Origin of the sequence: Micromonospora sp. SL1-18, assembly GCF_047921505.1 — a bacterium.
Classification (GTDB): domain Bacteria; phylum Actinomycetota; class Actinomycetes; order Mycobacteriales; family Micromonosporaceae; genus Micromonospora.
Map to the genome: position 1 here is coordinate 1 of NZ_JBLROA010000091.1, position 16,581 is coordinate 16,581.

The 16,581-nt window shown below is 72.3% G+C and carries 14 protein-coding genes; 12 read left to right on the plus strand and 2 right to left on the minus strand.

What is annotated here, in order from left to right:
• Positions 1-59 precede the first annotated feature (59 nt).
• Positions 60-794 (minus strand): RICIN domain-containing protein, encoded by a 735-nt coding sequence (locus ACNAW0_RS27570; protein ID WP_416290941.1) that lies wholly within the window; start codon positions 792-794, stop codon positions 60-62.
• Positions 795-960: 166 nt separating this feature from the next.
• Here ACNAW0_RS27570 and ACNAW0_RS27575 point away from each other — a divergent pair, with 166 nt between their 5' ends.
• From ACNAW0_RS27575 to ACNAW0_RS27600, 6 genes are all read left to right on the plus strand, one after another.
• Entirely contained in the window at positions 961-2,364 is a 1,404-nt protein-coding gene (locus ACNAW0_RS27575; RefSeq protein WP_416290942.1) for an FAD-binding oxidoreductase, read from the plus strand.
• On the plus strand, positions 2,361-3,704 hold the full coding sequence (locus tag ACNAW0_RS27580) for a class I SAM-dependent methyltransferase (protein WP_416290944.1): 1,344 nt from the start codon (positions 2,361-2,363) through the stop codon (positions 3,702-3,704). The genes ACNAW0_RS27575 and ACNAW0_RS27580 overlap by 4 nt, the downstream gene beginning before the upstream one ends.
• A gap of 134 nt (positions 3,705-3,838) precedes the next feature.
• A complete protein-coding gene (locus ACNAW0_RS27585; protein WP_416290945.1) occupies positions 3,839-4,360 on the plus strand; it encodes a SigE family RNA polymerase sigma factor in 522 nt (173 codons plus the stop codon).
• On the plus strand, positions 4,357-5,307 hold the full coding sequence (locus ACNAW0_RS27590) for a hypothetical protein (RefSeq protein WP_416290946.1): 951 nt from the start codon (positions 4,357-4,359) through the stop codon (positions 5,305-5,307). The genes ACNAW0_RS27585 and ACNAW0_RS27590 overlap by 4 nt, the downstream gene beginning before the upstream one ends.
• A 94-nt stretch (positions 5,308-5,401) precedes the next feature.
• Complete coding sequence (locus ACNAW0_RS27595) at positions 5,402-5,962, plus strand: ArsR/SmtB family transcription factor (protein WP_416290947.1); 561 nt, start codon at positions 5,402-5,404, stop codon at positions 5,960-5,962.
• Positions 5,955-6,815: an SRPBCC domain-containing protein gene (locus tag ACNAW0_RS27600; protein ID WP_416290948.1), complete on the plus strand. Its 861-nt coding sequence runs from the start codon at positions 5,955-5,957 to the stop codon at positions 6,813-6,815. The genes ACNAW0_RS27595 and ACNAW0_RS27600 overlap by 8 nt, the downstream gene beginning before the upstream one ends.
• Before the next feature lie 88 nt (positions 6,816-6,903).
• Here ACNAW0_RS27600 and ACNAW0_RS27605 read toward each other — a convergent pair whose 3' ends face one another.
• Positions 6,904-8,298 carry a hypothetical protein gene (locus tag ACNAW0_RS27605; protein ID WP_416290949.1) on the minus strand — a complete coding sequence of 465 codons (1,395 nt, stop codon included), beginning with the start codon at positions 8,296-8,298 and terminating at the stop codon, positions 6,904-6,906.
• Positions 8,299-8,523: 225 nt separating this feature from the next.
• Between ACNAW0_RS27605 and ACNAW0_RS27610 the strand changes: the two genes are divergently transcribed.
• From ACNAW0_RS27610 to ACNAW0_RS27635, 6 genes are all read left to right on the plus strand, one after another.
• Complete coding sequence (locus tag ACNAW0_RS27610; RefSeq protein ID WP_416290950.1) at positions 8,524-9,915, plus strand: MFS transporter; 1,392 nt, start codon at positions 8,524-8,526, stop codon at positions 9,913-9,915.
• 423 nt (positions 9,916-10,338) lie between these two features.
• Positions 10,339-10,539, plus strand: a complete 201-nt coding sequence (locus ACNAW0_RS27615) for a helix-turn-helix transcriptional regulator (protein WP_416290951.1) — start codon at positions 10,339-10,341, stop codon at positions 10,537-10,539.
• Between the two features lie 56 nt (positions 10,540-10,595).
• Positions 10,596-11,675, plus strand: a complete 1,080-nt coding sequence (locus ACNAW0_RS27620) for a hypothetical protein (protein ID WP_416290952.1) — start codon at positions 10,596-10,598, stop codon at positions 11,673-11,675.
• A gap of 46 nt (positions 11,676-11,721) precedes the next feature.
• Complete coding sequence (locus ACNAW0_RS27625; protein WP_416290953.1) at positions 11,722-13,263, plus strand: hypothetical protein; 1,542 nt, start codon at positions 11,722-11,724, stop codon at positions 13,261-13,263.
• 148 nt (positions 13,264-13,411) lie between these two features.
• Positions 13,412-15,703, plus strand: a complete 2,292-nt coding sequence (locus ACNAW0_RS27630) for a putative bifunctional diguanylate cyclase/phosphodiesterase (RefSeq protein WP_416290954.1) — start codon at positions 13,412-13,414, stop codon at positions 15,701-15,703.
• 127 nt (positions 15,704-15,830) lie between these two features.
• Positions 15,831-16,469, plus strand: a complete 639-nt coding sequence (locus tag ACNAW0_RS27635; RefSeq protein WP_416290955.1) for a hypothetical protein — start codon at positions 15,831-15,833, stop codon at positions 16,467-16,469.
• Positions 16,470-16,581: the final 112 nt, after the last annotated feature.

A 16,581-nucleotide genomic window follows, 5' to 3' on the forward strand; every position in this document is an offset into this window, starting at 1 on the left:
TCAATGAGCAACTAGTAGGAAGCAGCTACCGCGGCTGAGCCCGCCGCCGGGCTGAGCGGTCAGCCGAGTGTCCACTGCTGCTCGGCCGCGCCGCTGCAGGGCGCCTGTATCAACTGGGCGCCGGGCTCGGTGCTGGCGTCGGTGACCTGCGCGCACTTGCCGCTGTGCACGGCGACCAGCAGCATCGGGCCGGCGCCGGTCGGGGTGAGCCGCCACTGCTGGTTGGCCTGTCCGTGGCAGGCCCACTGTTGCAGGGGTGCGCCGTCGTCGGTGCTCTCTGCGGCGACGTCCAGGCATTTGCCGCTGCCCGCGTTGACGAGTGTGAACACGTCGTCGGCGACCGGCGTGGCCACCCACTGCTGCTCCGGGCCGCCGGTGCAGTCGGCCAGCACCGCCAGCGCGCCGTCCGGGTTCTCGCCGGTCACCCCGACGCAGCGGCCGGAGGCCATCCCGTGGAACACCGTGGGCCCGCCCGCTGGGGGCGCGGGCGGCGCGGCCGTCGGGGACGGCGGTGCCTGCGTGGTGGCCGCCGCCGCCGTGGTGGGCTCGGCCGCGCTCGACTCGCTCGTCGCCGGGCTCGACGCGGCCGACGTGGCCGACGCGGGCATCACCGGCTGGCCGCCGCCGCCACCGCCGCTGCCGAACACGCCGGTGGCGAAGACGATCCCCATGAGTACGCCGACCACGGCGACACTCAGCGCGATCTGCAGCAGCGGGTCCTGTGGCAGGTGCGGGCGGATCCCTCGGCTCGTGCTGTATACGGTGCCGGGCGGGTCGGTGCATGGCTCGGACATGGGGGAATCCTGACTCACGGCGACCGCCGATGGCCAACCGCCCGACGTGAGCGTGACTCAGTCGACGACCCGAGGTCCGCTGGTCGGTCGGTGAGAACCGGCCGGACGAGGCAAAACGGCCACGGTGGACCCCGCCAACCTGGCGCAGCGGGCGTAATGTGATCGCATGCGCGCAGAGCGTGTGGATCATCCGGTTGACCATGATCAGGCGGTGGGCACGCTGCGGCGGTCGTACGCCGCGGTGCCCGCCGGCGAGCCCGTGCGGCTGGCCAAACGCACCTCGAACCTGTTTCGTCCGAGATCGGCGCAGCGGGTGCCGGGGCTGGACGTGAGCGGTCTGACCGGTGTGCTCGCCGTCGACCCGGCCGCCCGCACCGCCGATGTGCAGGGCATGTGCACCTACGAGGACTTGGTCGACGCGACCCTGCCGCACGGGCTGATGCCGCTGGTCGTGCCGCAGCTGCGCACGATCACCCTGGGTGGCGCGGTGACCGGCTTGGGCATCGAGTCCACCTCGTTCCGTAACGGGCTGCCGCACGAGTCGGTGCGCGAGATGGACATTCTCACCGGGGCCGGCGGGATCGCCACCGCTCGGCCCGAGGGTGAGCACGCCGACCTGTTCCGGGCCTTCCCCAACTCGCTGGGCAGCCTCGGCTACGCGACCCGGCTGCGTATCGAGCTCCAGCCGGTCCGCCGGTACGTGACGCTGCGCAACATCCGGTTCACCCGGTTGCCGGAGTTGGTCGACGCGATCGGCGAGGTGGTCGCCAAGGGCTCCTGGGAGGGCGAACCGGTCGACGCCATGGACGGGGTGATGTTCAGCCCCGGTGAGGCGTACCTGGTGTTGGGCACCTTCACCGACGAGGTCGCCGCGGTACGGCCGAGCGACTACACCGGCCAGGGCGTCTACTACCGCTCGTTGCAGCGGCTCACCCGGGACGTGCTCACCACGTACGACTACCTGTGGCGGTGGGACACCGACTGGTTCTGGTGCTCGGCGGCGTTCGGGGTGCAGCACCCGGTGGTCCGTCGGCTCTGGCCGCGGCGTTACCGCCGCAGCGACTTCTACCACCGGATCGTCCGCCTCGAGCACCGCTATCAGGTGGCCGCCCGGGTGGACCGCTGGCGGGGGCACCCGGCGCGGGAGCGGGTGGTGCAGGACGTCGAGATCCCGCTCGACCGCACCGCCGACTTCCTGCGCTGGTTCGCGCGGACGGTCAAGATGACCCCGGTCTGGCTCTGCCCGCTGCGGCTGCGCGAGCCGGCCGGCCCCGGCTCCGCACGTGCCTGGCCGCTGTATCCGCTCCAGCCAGGCGAGACCTATGTGAACATCGGCTTCTGGGGAAGCGTGCCGATCGCCGAGGGCGCCGCGGACGGCGACGTCAACCGGGAGATCGAACGCGCGGTGTCGGAGGCAGGCGGGCACAAGTCGCTCTATTCCGACGCGTACTACGACCGGGCGGCGTTCGACCGGCTCTACGGCGGGGAGACCTGGCGCGCCGTGAAGGACCGCTACGACCCGGACCACCGGCTCACCGGACTGTATGAGAAGGCGGTAGCGCGAGCATGAGTCTGATCGACCGTGAAAAGGGGGCGGCGAGCGCCCCGGCCGACCCGCCGGCGGGCGGCCGATGTACCGGACCGACCGTGGCGGATGTGATCCGCGCTGTCACCACCGGCGACCTGCCCATCCGTATCACCGGGTACGACGGCAGCACCGTCGGACCGGCCGACGCCGGCATCACCCTGACGATCCGCTCCGAGCGGGGGCTGTCCTATCTGCTCACCGCGCCCGGCGATCTGGGCATGGCCCGGGCCTACGTGAGCGGTGACCTGGGGCTGGAGGGGGTGCACCCGGGCGATCCGTACGAGGCGTTCACGGTGCTCAAGGACCAGCTGCACCTGCGCATGCCGCCGGTGAGCGAGGCGCTGGCCCTGGTGAAGGGGCTGGGCTGGGAGCGGTTGATGCCGCCGCCGCCCCCGCCGCAGGAGGCTGCGCCGCGCTGGCGGCGGGTGGTGGGCGGGCTGCGGCACTCCCGGCTGCGGGACAGCAGCGCGATCTCCCACCACTACGATGTCTCGAACGCCTTCTACGAGAAGGTGCTCGGCCCGTCGATGACGTACACCTGCGCTGTGTTCCGCAGCCCCGACGACACGCTGGAGCAGGCGCAGCGGGCCAAGTACGACCTGGTCGCCGGGAAGCTGGCGCTCAAGCCGGGGATGCGGCTGCTCGACGTGGGCTGCGGCTGGGGCGGCATGGTCCGGCACGCGGCCCGGGAATACGGCGTCAAGGCGCTCGGGGTGACCCTGTCGAGGGCGCAGGCCGAGTGGGCGCAGGCGGCGATCGAGCGGGAGGGGCTGGGTGAGCTGGCCGAGGTGCGTCACCTGGACTACCGGGATGCCCCGCGAGAGCCGTTCGACGCGATCTCCTCGATCGGGCTGACCGAGCACATCGGTGTGCGCAACTATCCCGCGTACTTCGGGGCGCTGCGCAGCCGGCTCAAGCCCGGCGGACGGTTGCTCAACCACTGCATCACCCGCGCGGACAACCGTGCCCCGCACCGCTCCGGCGCGTTCATCGACCGGTACGTCTTCCCGGACGGAGAGCTGGCCGGGCCGGGCCGGCTGATCAGCGAGATTCACGACGCCGGGCTGGAGGTGCACCACGAGGAGAACCTGCGGCAGCACTACGCGTTGACGCTGGCCGGTTGGTGCCGCAACCTCGTCGAGCACTGGGACTTCTGCGTCGGCGAGGTGGGCCCGGGCACGGCCCGGGTGTGGGGGCTGTACATGGCCGGTTCCCGGATGGCCTTCGAGCGCAACGAGATCCAGCTGCACCAGGTGCTTGCCACCCACAACGCCGCGCAGGGCGTCAACCGCTATCCGCTGCGTCCCGACTGGACGCCCTGACCTCACCGGATCAGCGAAAGGCCGCGCGATTCGCGCGGCCTTTCGTCGTCGGGGCCGTTCCATCTGTTGGTTGGATCGCCAGTCAACCTTCGGGCCCTATCCGTCGTCCTTGGTTGGCGACGAAAGGAGAGCCGGTGCGGCGAAAGAAACGCTTCGAGGGGCTGGATGTCCTCGTCGCCGAACGCGGTGGTGCGCTACTCGCGACAGCGGTGCTGCTGACGGGCAGCCGGGCCGCCGGGGAGGACCTGGTGCAGGTGGCGCTGGAGCGGCTGATGCGGAACTGGGGCCGGGTGCACGGCGACAAGGAGGGTTACCTGCGCCGCACGCTGTACCACCTGGCGGTCGACCGGTGGCGGCTGCGCCGGCGCCGGCCGGAGGTGCTGACCGAGGTCGAGCCGCCGGGCCAGTCGGACCACACCGATGCGCTGCACCTGCGGCAGGCGCTCATCCAGGCGCTGGCCCTGCTGCCGCCGCGGCAGCGGGCCGTGCTGGTGCTGCGCTACTGGGAACAGCGCAGTGAGGCGGAAGCCGCCGAGTTGCTCGGCTGCTCGGTCGGCACCGTCAAGTCCACCGCCTCCCGCGGGCTGGCCCGGCTACGTGAACTCACCGCCGGCTGGGCGCTGGAAGGCGCAGGCATGAACGGAGCAGGAAGATGACCACTGATCTTGAAGACCGGTTGATCGACGGCATGCGGGACGAGGTCGCCGGCCTGGCGTTCACCCGCGACGTGCTGGGGCACGCCACCCGCCGTCACCGGCGGCGCACCGCGCTTTACCGCAGCGCGTATGCGGCCGGGGTGGTCGGGGTGGCCGGGGCGCTGGCCGCGGCCCTGTCCGTCGGCGCCGGTGCCCCCGGCGGGACGATCGGCTCGCCCGGGCCGGTCGCCGAGCCGCCCACGGCGGCGGCGAGCCCGGAGCCGCCGCAGCTGCGACTGGCCGCTGCCGCTGCGGCCAGCGGGAACATCAGTTACCGGGTGAAGGTCACGACGACCTCAAAGGACATCGCCAAGCAAGGGGAACTGCCCGAGCCGGATGGCGAGCGTTGGGTGACCAAGGGCGCCTTCGATCCGGCTACAGCCACCGGCTATCTGGATTCGCCGTACAACGGGCAGATGCGTCCCGCCATCACGGCGGGCTTCCCCCACGAGCGGCTCGTTGACGGCGTTCGGTACATCGGGGCTCCCGGCGCTTCCCCCGGGACCAAAGGGAACATCTTCTGGAGCCGGGTGGAGGGCAAGCAGGACAACCTCGACTACGACATGGCGATGGGCGGCGGCCTGGGTGCGTCAGCGAGCCCGGAGGAGTTGTTCCGGGTGCTGGGCCAGGCCGGTGCCACGGTCACGGAGAAAGCCGTCGGGGTGTACCGCTTCGAGGTGACGCTGAAGAACGTGTCCCGCGAGATCCTCGCCGACACCTTCGTCGGCGAGGTGAGGATCGGGGCGGACAACCGGATCGCGAGGGTGTCCTACGACCGTACGACCCGGGCGAACATCCATGGCAGCAAGTACACGTACCACTCGGGGGTGGTCATCGAGCTTTTCGACTACGGCATGCCGGTGAGGGTCGAGGTGCCGCCCTTCGACGGCACGATACAGGCCAGGTAGCGAACGCCCTCCGATATGAAAGGCCGCGCGAGTCGCGCGGCCTTTCGTCGAACCCATTGACAAAGAAGTTTTGTACGTACAAACTGATTTTGTCATGAGAGACGTCCTGTACCTGGAAGAGCGAGAGCAGGCCGAGGCCCTGCTCAAGCCGCAGCGCATCGAGGTGCTGCGGCAGCTCGCCGAGCCCCGCACCTGCACCGAGGTCGCCGCCCGGCTCGGGCAGACGCCGCAGCGCGTCTACTACCACGTCAAGCGGCTGGTCGCGGCCGGGCTGGCCGAGCAGGTGTCCGAGCGGCGGGTGCGCGGCATCACCGAGGGCATCTACCAGGCCGTCGCCCGCTCGTACTGGCTCTCGCCCCGGCTCGTTGGACGGATCGGCGGGGCGGGCCGGGCGCGCGACGAGCTGAGCCTGGGCTACCTGCTCGACCTGATGGAGGAGGTCCAGGCCGACATCGCCGCCCTCGACCGCGCCGCGCCCGAGCTGCCGTCCATCGGCGTCTCCGGCGAGATCCGGGTGCCGGCCGAGCGCCGCCAGGAGTTCCTGCACGACCTGCAGTCGACACTGCAGGACCTGTTCACGCGTTACGGGGGCACCGAAGGAGACGCCTTCAAGCTCGCCGTGGCGTGCTACCCGAAGGGTGACAAACATGAGTGATCTGCTGACCATCCGGGTCCGGCTCGCCGCTCCCGCGGAGCGCGTGTGGCGCGCGCTGACCGACCCCACCGAGCTGCGCGTCTGGTTCGCCGAGCACGCCGAGGTCGAGCTGCCACACCGGTACGCGTTCTGGGGCCGCTACACGCCGGAGGGCGACGCCCCGCATCAGCGGCTGCTCCACGCCGACGAGCGGAGCCTGCGCTTCGCCTGGGTGCTCGACGGCGTGGAGACCACCAGTGAGATCGAGGTGACGCCGCAGGGGGACGACACCGAGCTGACCCTGCGGCAGAGCCACTTCGTCTTCGCCGAGGCTCTCGACGGCAGCACCATCCGGGGCGTGCTCCAGACCTGGTGGAGCCTGACGCTGGCCAACCTCAACGCGTACCTGGAGGGGCGGCCGCTGCTGCCGCGCACCGACTTCACCTCGGCCGACCTGCGCGGCGAGCTGGTGATCGACGCCCCGATGGACCGGGTGTGGACCTCGTTGACCGACTCCGAGCAGGCCAGCTCCTGGTTCGGGTACCCGATCGGCATCGAGCCGTGGGTCGGCGGCCGCTACGCCATGGGCGGCTTCGAGTCCGGGTACGCGGCCAAGGTGGTCGACCTGGAGCCCGGCCGCAAGATGTCCGTCGACTGGGGACCGACCGGCGTCATCACCTGGGAGCTGGCCGAATCCGGCGGGAAGACCCGGCTGACCTTCGTGCAGAGCGGGTTTGACGAGGGCAACCCCCCGTACGCGGCGTGGAGCGGGTCGGTGGCCGGGCTGTCGGAGCTGCGCCGCTTCCACGAGGTGCCGGACTGGCAGCCGATCTGGCTCGCCGAGGAACTGCCGACCGGTAGCTCGACCCGCTGACCAACCCTGTGGCGGGCGGCCAGCTCCGAAAACCGCGAGGCCCCGGGCAGGCGACAAGGCGTCTGCCCGGGGCCCCTGGTGTGGCTGATTACCGCACAGGCTGGCCCGGCGGCACGGTCAGGACGAGAAGCTGACCCTTCTCGACCAGCTCCGGGTCCGCGGACTTGGTGTGGTTCTGCACGTCCAGCAGGTACTTGCCCTCACCGAGGAACGGCGCCGGGATGACGCCCGACGACTCCTCGTCAATGGTGTCGAAGTACGCGCCGCCCGGCAGGAAGCGCGCCGGGTCCTCGTCGACGATCCGGCGCACCGTGCCCGAGGCGATGTCGTACTGGTAGACGCCGGCCAGGTAGCCCTGGTTGCCCGGGTCCTCCTGCATCAGCACCTGACCGCGGTCGTTGATGGTGATGTTGTCCATCATCTTCGGGCCGCTCGCCGGGTCCGTCGGGCCCTCGAACACCATGGTGATGGTGCCGCCCTTGACCGGGTCGGTCACGTCGTTGAACGACAGTCGCCACAGCCGGCTGTGCTTGGTCATGCTGGCGGTGGTGGCGAAGTAGAAGTCGTTCGGGTTGCTCGGGTCCCAGGCGCCGTCCTCGGGCCGGTCGAACGAGGTGCCGCCGGTCGACGACAGCGTGAAGGGCAGGGAGCCCTTGGTCCACGCCGTGGTGCTGTCCTCCACCGCCATGCCCGGCACGGAGATGGTGTAGCCCTTGCCGCCGGCGAGGCCGGCCTTCTCCACCGGGTTGCCGGTGGTCTTCTTGTCACCGACGTAGACCGTGACCTCGCCGGCGCCACCGTCGCTGGTGCCCAGCGCCACGGTCTTGTCGCCGCTGGCCGGGTTGGCGACGATGTTCTCCCAGCTCCCGGCGCCGAAGCCCGGCAGCTCGTAGGACTCGCCGGTCTCGACGACGTGGCCGAAGGCGCGACCGCCGGTCGACTCCTCGCCGTTGGTGAAGATCCGACCGTCGTAGCCCTTGCCGGTGCTCGGGTTGAAGTACGCGGTCGGGGCGGCCAGGTCGGCCGAGCAGAGGCGGTTGAACGCCACACCCGGCGTGCTGACGTACTGCCCGTTGCTGGACAGGAAGACCTTGCGGACCAGGTCGCCGCCCGACAGCACCCGCAGGGTCTTCTTGTCGATGACCCACTTCGAGATGAAGGCACCCTTGGCGCCGTGCGCCCGGACGACGCCGGCGTTGTTGGCGAGCTCGTGGTTCATCAGCACGGTGAAGGTGCCGTCACCGTTGTCGAACGCACCGAGGCCGTCGGGGATGCCGGCCATCCGGTAGCCGCCGACCGAGTCGCCGGTGGTGAGCAGCGAGGCCAGGGTGATGCCCGGCGTGGCCCGGACGAGGTACGGAGCGTCGCTGCTGCTCGGGCCGGTTGAGCCGCCCGGCGCCGCAGACGCGGCACCGCCGACGAGCAGGGCAGCCGCCCCAGCGATGGCGACGGCCGACAGCCGCCGCTTGGTGAAGACGTGCATCCTTGCTTTCCTCCTAGTGTCCGCGGCCGCGGACGCGTCGGCGACGCTACGAGGACGAGGTGAAGGGATCGGCGGTCCATCGTGACGAGCGGGTGAACAGCGGGGGTGCCTCACCCCAACGGCCGGCGGCGCGCCGTCTGTTTGTCCAGCTCACCGCTCTCCCGGTCGGAGGCGGCCGCCCGTGGTGCAACTACACTGGGGCGGCCGTCCGAACGGGGAGAATTTTTGCGCAGTCACCCGGCCGTCGTGCTGGTCGCCGTCCTGCTGTCCACCCTCGCGCTGCCGGCCTCGCTGACCGGCGCCTCCGTCGCCCTGCCGGACATCGGCCGCGACCTGCACGCCGGGCTGGCCGGCGTGCAATGGGTGGTGAACGGCTACAACGCCACGTTCGCCAGCTTCATGCTCGCCACGGGTGCGCTCGCCGACCTGTTCGGCCGCCGCCTGGTCTACGCGATCGGGGTGGCGGTCTTCGTGGCCGGCGGCCTGCTCGCCTCGGTCGCCGACGGCATCGTGCTGCTCGACATCGCCCGCGTCCTCGCCGGTGTCGGCGCGGCCGCCGCAGCGACCAGCGCCTCCGCTCTGCTCGCCGGGGCGTTCCACGGCCGGGCTCGGGCCCGCGTCTTCGGCGTCTTCGGTACGACCATCGGTGTCGGCCTCGCCTTCGGCCCGTCGATTGCCGGACTGCTCATCGAGGGCTTCGGCTGGCGCGCGGTCTTCGCCGCCCCGGCACTGGCCAGCTGCGCGGTGCTCGCCCTCGTCCCGCTGCTGCCGGAGTCCCGGCAGCCGCACCCCGGGCGGGTCGACTGGCCGGGCACCGTCTCGTTCACCGCCGCGCTGCTGCTGCTCATCTTCGGTTTCGTGCAGGGCCCCGACTACGGCTGGGCCGCCCCGGTCATCCTCGCCGCGTTCGCCGCGGCGGCGGCCCTGCTGGTGCTCTTCGTCCGGGTGGAACGCCGCCGCGCCGAACCGATGTTCGACCTGGCCCTGCTGGCCAGCCCCCGGTTCGTCGGCATCTGCCTGGCGGCGGCCACCATCGTGGCGGTGCTGGTGCCGCTGCTGGTCTATCTCCCGTCGTACCTGACCACGGTGGTCGGGCTCAGCCCCGGCTCGGCCGGCGCCACACTGATCATGCTCACCGCCCCGACCCTGGTGCTGCCTTTGCTCAGCGGCGCGCTGACCCGGCTGGTCCCGGCCACCGCGGTCACCGTCGTGTCGGTGGCCGTGGTCGCCGCCGGCGCGGCCTGGGCCACCGTGCTCGGCCCGCACGTGGACGCCGCGGCGCTGGCCGGGCCGCTGCTGACCATCGGCGTCGGGGTGGGGCTGTCCATCGGGCTGCTGGACGCGATCGCGATCGGCAGCGTCGCGCCGGCCCGCGCTGCCACCGGTGCCGGGATGATCAACACGGCGCGGCTGACCAGCGAAACCGTGGCGATCGCCGTGGTCGGGGCGGTGCTCGCCAGCACCACCGGCGGTCGGCTCGCCGACCCGGGCTTCACCGGCGGGCTGCGTACGGTGCTGTGGTCGATGGCCGGGCTCGCGGCGGCCGCCGCGGTGACCGTCACCGTCCTGGTCCGGCGGGCACGGATCGGGCAGCGGGAAGAAGTCCGGGTCGGCTGAAACAAGAGTCCCGCAGGCATAGCAAACGGCCCGGGATCACCCACGATCCCGTGCCGTTTCACTCCCTCCGTGCTGGTCAGGCTGTCACCCGCCGTTCCGCGAGCACTCCGCGCGCCCACTCCAGCATCGGGCACCCGTCGTCCATGCACTGCGCGCAGCTCCCGGTGGCCCGGTGCTCGTACGGTGGCTCGTGGTGCTGCCTGATCACTCTCTTGGCTGTCCAGGTCACGAGAGCCGGAGTCACGGCCCCTTCGTCCATGGGCATGGTCGGTCCCCTCCAGAAACGCGCAGGTCCGGCCACCGATCCCCGATCAGGTAGCCGGACCGCATCCGGGTTTGCCCCAACAGCCTCCCTTGTAACGTGCACACCGTCAAGCTTGCAAGTGGCAACGTATGCGGGTTGCACGTACATACGGTCATGTCGTGCGCCTCGTTGCCCTGTCCGACATCGCTGACATGCTCGGCGGCGTGTCGCGTACCCGGGCCACGGAGATCACCAACCGGGCCACCTTCCCCGCCCCCATCGACACGGTGGCAAGCGGCAAGGTGCGCGTCTGGGACCGCGCTGCGGTGGAGGCATGGATCAGGCAGTACCGCCCGCATCAGGCGCAAGACGAGAGCTAAAACGGCGGCGCACGCGTGGCCGGTCGGGCTGCGGCGGGCCGCTATCGTGACCTGTCGTGACGGACACCGCGCAGCGCCTGGCCGAGATCCGGGGTGGCGTGCCGCCCCGACGGCACAACGCCCGCACCATCGCCGCGCTGACCGGCAACCCGGGCTGCACCCGCCGGGCGGTGCTGGACAGCGCCGGGGTGGACAAGCCGAAGCTGGCCGAGCGGATCGGCTTCCCGGCCCGGTTCGGCCAGTCCCGCTTCGCCATCACCCGGGGCAACGCGTTCGAGGCCCAGGTGAAGGCCGACGGCGGGGTGGAACTGCTGCGGCTGGTCGCGGAGCGGCTGGGCGTACCGGTGCCGGCCGGGGCGAGCTGGACGGACCTGGGCGCCGACGAGGACCGGCCGGAGCGGTCCCGCGCCGCGCTCACCGCGTCCGGCGACGAGCCGGCGCTGTTCGACCATCCGCTGCTCGGACTGGAGGTGGCCGGCCGGCGGGTGCACCTGGAACCGGACCTCGTCGCCGCCCGGCTCGGCGGCCGGTTCCACGTCGTGGAGATCAAGTCGTTTCCGGTGATCGACGGCCAGGCCGACCCGGCGAAGGTGTCCGCCGCCGCCATCCAGTCCGCCGTCTACGTGCTGGCGCTGCGCGAGCTGCTGGCCACCGAGGGGCACGACCCGGACCTGGTCTCGCACGAGGTGGTGCTGGTCTGCCCGCGCGACTTCGCCAACCGGCCCGTGGCCAGCCTCCTCGACGTACGCAAGCAGTTGCTGGTGCTGCGCCGCCAGCTCGACCGGATGGCCCGGATCGACGACCTGCTCGCCGGCGTGCCCGCCGGCTTCACCGCCGACCTGACCGCCGACCCGGCGGACCTGGCCGCCGCGCTGTCCACCGTGGCCGCCCGCTACGCCCCCGAGTGCCTGGCCACCTGCGAGCTGGCGTACTTCTGCCGGCACGAGGCGCGCGGCCACACCACCGCGCTGGGTCGGCCGGTGCGGGAGGTGCTGGGCGGCATCGCCGACATCGGGGAGGTGCTGGCGCTGGCCGACGGCGTCCGCGCCCCGGACCCGGAGCAGGCGGAGGCCGCCGCGCTGCTGCGCGCCGCCGCCCGCCTGCGCGCCGACGCCCTCACCGGAAAACCCACATGAGTACGCGCCGCCGGCCCGCCCGGCCCATCCCGTCCCGGAGGTCCCGGTGAGCACGCTGCGCGCACTGGCCAAGGCACAGGCGGTCGCCGCCGGGTTGGCCCAGCCGGTGGCCACCGTCCGGCACCTGCACCTGTCCGACCGCCCGCTGGTGCTGGTGCCCCTCGCGATGGCGGGCGAGGCGAACGCGCCGCTGGCCGCCATGGTCGGTGCCGCCCCCGACGCGGCGCGGCTGCTGGTCGTGCCGCAGCCCCGCAACCGCGACCAGCGCTTCGCGTTCGCCGCCGAGCTGGCCGCGATCGTGCTGCCCTACCTGGACTCGTTCCGGGGGGTCAGCGAGGCGGTGCCGGTCGACCGGGGCCGGGACGTCCGCTACCGGTACGTCGACGCGCCGCAGCTGCTGGTCCCCAACCCGGCCGGGGTCACCTTCCTGCGGCTGTTCGGCCGCTCCACCCGGTTCCGCCGTCCCGACGGCGAGTATCCGGTGCACCCGTCGGTGCCGCTACTCGGCCGCTGGCTGACCTTCCTCGCCGAGCGCGCCGAGCATCCCGGCTCGGCGGCCCTCGTCGCGATGACCGAGGCGCTGACCCTGCACTGGGCCACCGGGCAGAGCGCCGTGGAGGACCTGCACCTGCCGGCGCTGCTCGGCTGGATCGACCCGCCGCCCGGGCACACCGGGGCGGAGGCGGCCGCCCGGGCCGAGGACCCGCGGCTCTGCCCACCGGCCGGTCCGGCCACCGACCCGGATTTCGACAACCATCGCCTCGCCCCGATCGTGGCCGCGTACGCCGAGGCTGACGACGACCCGGCCGCCCGGGCGGCGGCGTACGCGGAGCTGGAGCGGCTGCTGCGCGACCAGCTCGCGCCCACCTGGGAGCTGTTGTGGCGCGGCGTGGGGTTGCTGCGCGCGCTGCCGCCCGGCGCGCGGGTGCCCGGCCGGTGGGACGGCGACAAGGACGCCTTCACCGGCTACGCCGAGCACGTCGACGCCGGGGGCGGGCCGCAGCCGCGCCGGGACGGGGCGGTGGCCGCCGCGGTGCGGCTGCACCGGCTGGAGCGGGCCCTCGCCTCGTACGCGGTGCAGCGCGCCTACGACGACCCGCTCGTGATGGCCGAGCACCGGCTCACCGGGGAGGCGTTCGTCGGTGAGGTGACCCTGGCCGACCCGAAGCGGGTGGACGATACCGGCAAACGACCGGTGCTGCGACCGCGTATCCAGGTGGTCACCACCGAGCCGGTGGCGGTGCCGGTCGGCGCGACGCTGTACTCGCCGGCCCGGCCGAGCCAGAAGGCGAAGGTGGTCTTCCTGACCCCCGGCGCGGACGGCAAGACCGAGGTGGTGCTGGAACTCTCCGGCGGGATGGGACGCGGGCTGACCGCTCCGCCGGGCACCGTGCCGGAGGTCGGGGAGCGGCTGTGCTTCACCACCCTCGCCGACACGTTCCTGCCGGCCGGGAACTTCCCCGCCCCGGAGGAGACCCCGTGGACCCATGGTGGTCCGCCGGCCGCCGCGCCCGCCGTCGACGTCGCGGGGCCGGCGGGCGACCCGGCGGAGGGCGGCGACGGCGACCCGGCCGAGGAATGGTCCTGACCGAGGCGGCGGCCAGGCTGACCCGGCGGTGACGGACAGCCGATTCGGCTCTGGCGGCGGTACCCGGTGGTGGCTACGCTTGCCCCGTTCGCCGTCCGCAACCGGTCCTCATCGTCGAGGGTGCACAGAAGGCCGGAGCGAATCTGTTGTGTTCCAGCAGGACGTGAGTCTCGCCGCCCCGGGCGTGGCCCGTCCCTCGCTCTCCGGCCGCGTCGGGCTCGTCGCGGCCGCGCTCGTCGTACTCGCAGATGCCTTCTGGCTGGTCGTCGGCCTGCCGGGCGCGGCCCTGGTCAGCGACCTCGGCACGGTGGCGGTGTCGAGCTGGGCGGCGGTGGCCTGCGCCGGGGTGGCCCGGCGGCATCCGCTGCCGTTGCGGCGGTTCTGGGCGCTGCTGGCCGTGACCATGGCGCTCGCCGCGGCCGGCCGGATCGTGTGGACGGTCGGGCGGCTGGGCGAGTCCGGCCTGCCGAACACCCCGCTGGTCGGCGCGATCTTCGCCGCCGGGATCGTCACCGGCACCGCGGCCCTGCTCTGCACGCTGACCGCCCCGCCCAACCTGGTCGGGCAGGCCCGGATCCTGCTCGACGGGGTGATCGTCGGGCTCGCCCTCATCCCGATCGGCTGGGTGGTGGTGTTCCGCGACATCGCCTCGGCCGACCTGGCCGACCAGCTGCTCACCTTCGGGCTGCTCTACCCGATGTTCGACCTGATGCAGCTCACCATCCTGCTGGTGGTGGCCGGGCCGTCGCGTCCGATGTGGCGGGCGCTCACCCTGGTCGGGGTCAGCCTGGGCATCCGGGCCACCGCCGATGCGGTCTACGTCTCGCTCGTCGCACATGGCAGCTACACGCCGGGCCATTCGATCGACGTCTGGTGGCCACTGAGCTACCTGCTGATCGGGGCCGCCACCGGGTACCCGCCGCCGGCCGGCCGGGACGAAGGCGAGGAGCCGGCTGAGTCGCCGCTGCCGCCGTGGTGGCGGGTCGCCCTGCCGTACCTGCCGGTGGGCGGGGCGATCGTCGCCGTGGTGCTCGCCCGGCAGCCCACCGGGCAGACCCCACGCCTGATCTTCGTCGCCATGATGGCGCTGCTCGGGGTGCTGGCGCTGCGGCAGAGCCTCGCCGCCAACGAGAACCTGCGGCTGGTCGCCCGGCTGCGCCGGCTCGCGTACTCCGACCAACTCACCGGCCTGGCCAACCGGCTGACGTTCAACCGGTGGCTGCGGCGGGCGCTGCGCGACGGCGGGCCGGTCGCCGTGCTGTTGCTCGACCTGGACGGCTTCAAGCAGGTCAACGACCGCTTCGGGCACGCCGCCGGGGACCGGCTGCTGACCACCATCGCGGAACGGATGCGCGACGCCGTCGGCGGCGACGGGATGATCGCCCGGCTCGGCGGCGACGAGTTCGCGGTGCTGGTCCACGGCGACCGGGTGCTGCCCGAGCGGCTCGCCGAGCGGCTGCTCGCCGCCCTCGAACCGCGGCCCGACGAGGAGGACCTCGGCGTACCCCCGTCGGCCAGCATCGGCATCGCCGAGTACGGTCCGCAGCACACCTCCCACACCGACCTGCTTCGCGACGCCGACATCGCCATGTACGCCGCGAAGGCGGCCGGCAAGTCGGCGTACCGGACCTGCACGCCGGGGCTGCGCGAGTCGGCGGTGAGCCGGGCCGAGCTGATCGCCGACCTGCGCCGAGCGGTCGACGAGGACCAGCTGTTGATGGAGTTCCAGCCGATCGTGGACCTGGCCACCGGGGCGGTACGCAGCGCCGAGGCGCTGGTGCGCTGGCGGCATCCCCGGCTCGGGGTGCTGCCCCCGGCGAGGTTCCTGCCGTTGGCCGAGGAGACCGGGCTGATCCTGGCGATCGACCGGTGGGTGATCCACCAGGCGTGCCGGGCCGCGGCGGCCTGGCGACCGTACGCGCCCGAGGTGACCGTCGCCGTCAACATCGCCGCCATCCACGTGCGGCGCCCCGACCTGATCGCCACGGTCACCGGGGCCACCGCGGCGGCCGGCCTGGCACCCCGCGCGCTCACCCTCGAACTGACCGAGTCGGCGCTGATCGAGGGCAGCGAGGCGGTACTGGACCGGCTGCACCAGCTGCGCGAACTGGGCGTACGGATCGCCATCGACGACTTTGGCACCGGCTACTCGTCGCTGAGCTACCTGCACCGGATCCCAGCCACCGAGCTGAAGATCGACCGGTCCTTCGTGTCCCGGTTGGACGCCAGCGACCCGCGGGCGTACGCCACGGTGGAGATGGTCAACCGGCTGGCCGGCGCGTTCGACCTGGTCGTGGTGGCCGAGGGGGTGGAGACCGGCACGCAGCACGCGGCGGTGACCGCGATCGGCTGCCTGCACGGCCAGGGCTGGCGGTACGGCCGCCCAGCCACCCTGTCCGAACTGCTCGCCACGCTCACCCCGATCGACACGGCCCGCTGACCGGCCCTGTCGACCGGGGGTCGAAGGTCCCGGACGGTCAGGGGGTTCGGCCCTGCTGCCGGATGCCGGCGAATCGCGACGATGTAACCGACATCGAGAAGCGGTCACCTTCCACACGGGAGCAGTCATGAAGCGTCGGACGTTGGATCTGCTGTTCAGCATCGGCGGGCTGGGCCTCGCGGTCCTGCTGCTCGTCGTGGGCATCGTCCTGACGACGAACGCCAACTTCGCGAACAACTACGTGCACGACCAGCTCGCCGCCCAGCACATCACCTTCAAGCCGGCCGACCAGCTGACCGCCGAGGAGAAGAAGTCCGACTGCCTGCGCGAGTACGCCGGCAAGCCGATGACCACCGGCAAGCAGGCCGAGTGCTACGCCAACGATTTCATCGGGCTGCACCTGACGGCGATGTCCGGTGGCAAGACGTACGCCGAGCTCGGTGGGCCGGAGTCCGCGCTGAAGGCGCAGGTGGCCGAGGCCGAGAAGACCAACGCCGCGAACCTGGCCGACCTGCGCAAGCAGCTCGCCGAGGCCTCCGCCCTGCGGGAGACCGTGTTCAAGGGCGAGTCGCTGCGCGGCATGCTGCTGACCTCGTACGGCTTCAGCGAGTTCGGCCGCAAGGCCGGGCAGGGCGCGCTGGCCATGTACCTGGGTGCGGCGCTGCTCCTGCTGCTGTCGATCGCCGGCCTGGTGCACGCGTTCCGGACCCCGGCCAGCGAGGCGTTCGCCGCCCCCGAGAAGGCACGGGAGCCGATCAACGCCTGACCCGGCTCGCCCCGGCCGCCCCGGTCTCCGCCACCCCCAGCGGAGGCCGGGGCCGGTCGCTCTTCCGGCACGCCGTCGCGGGTGGGCGCAGAATCGGGCTTGACTCTCACGT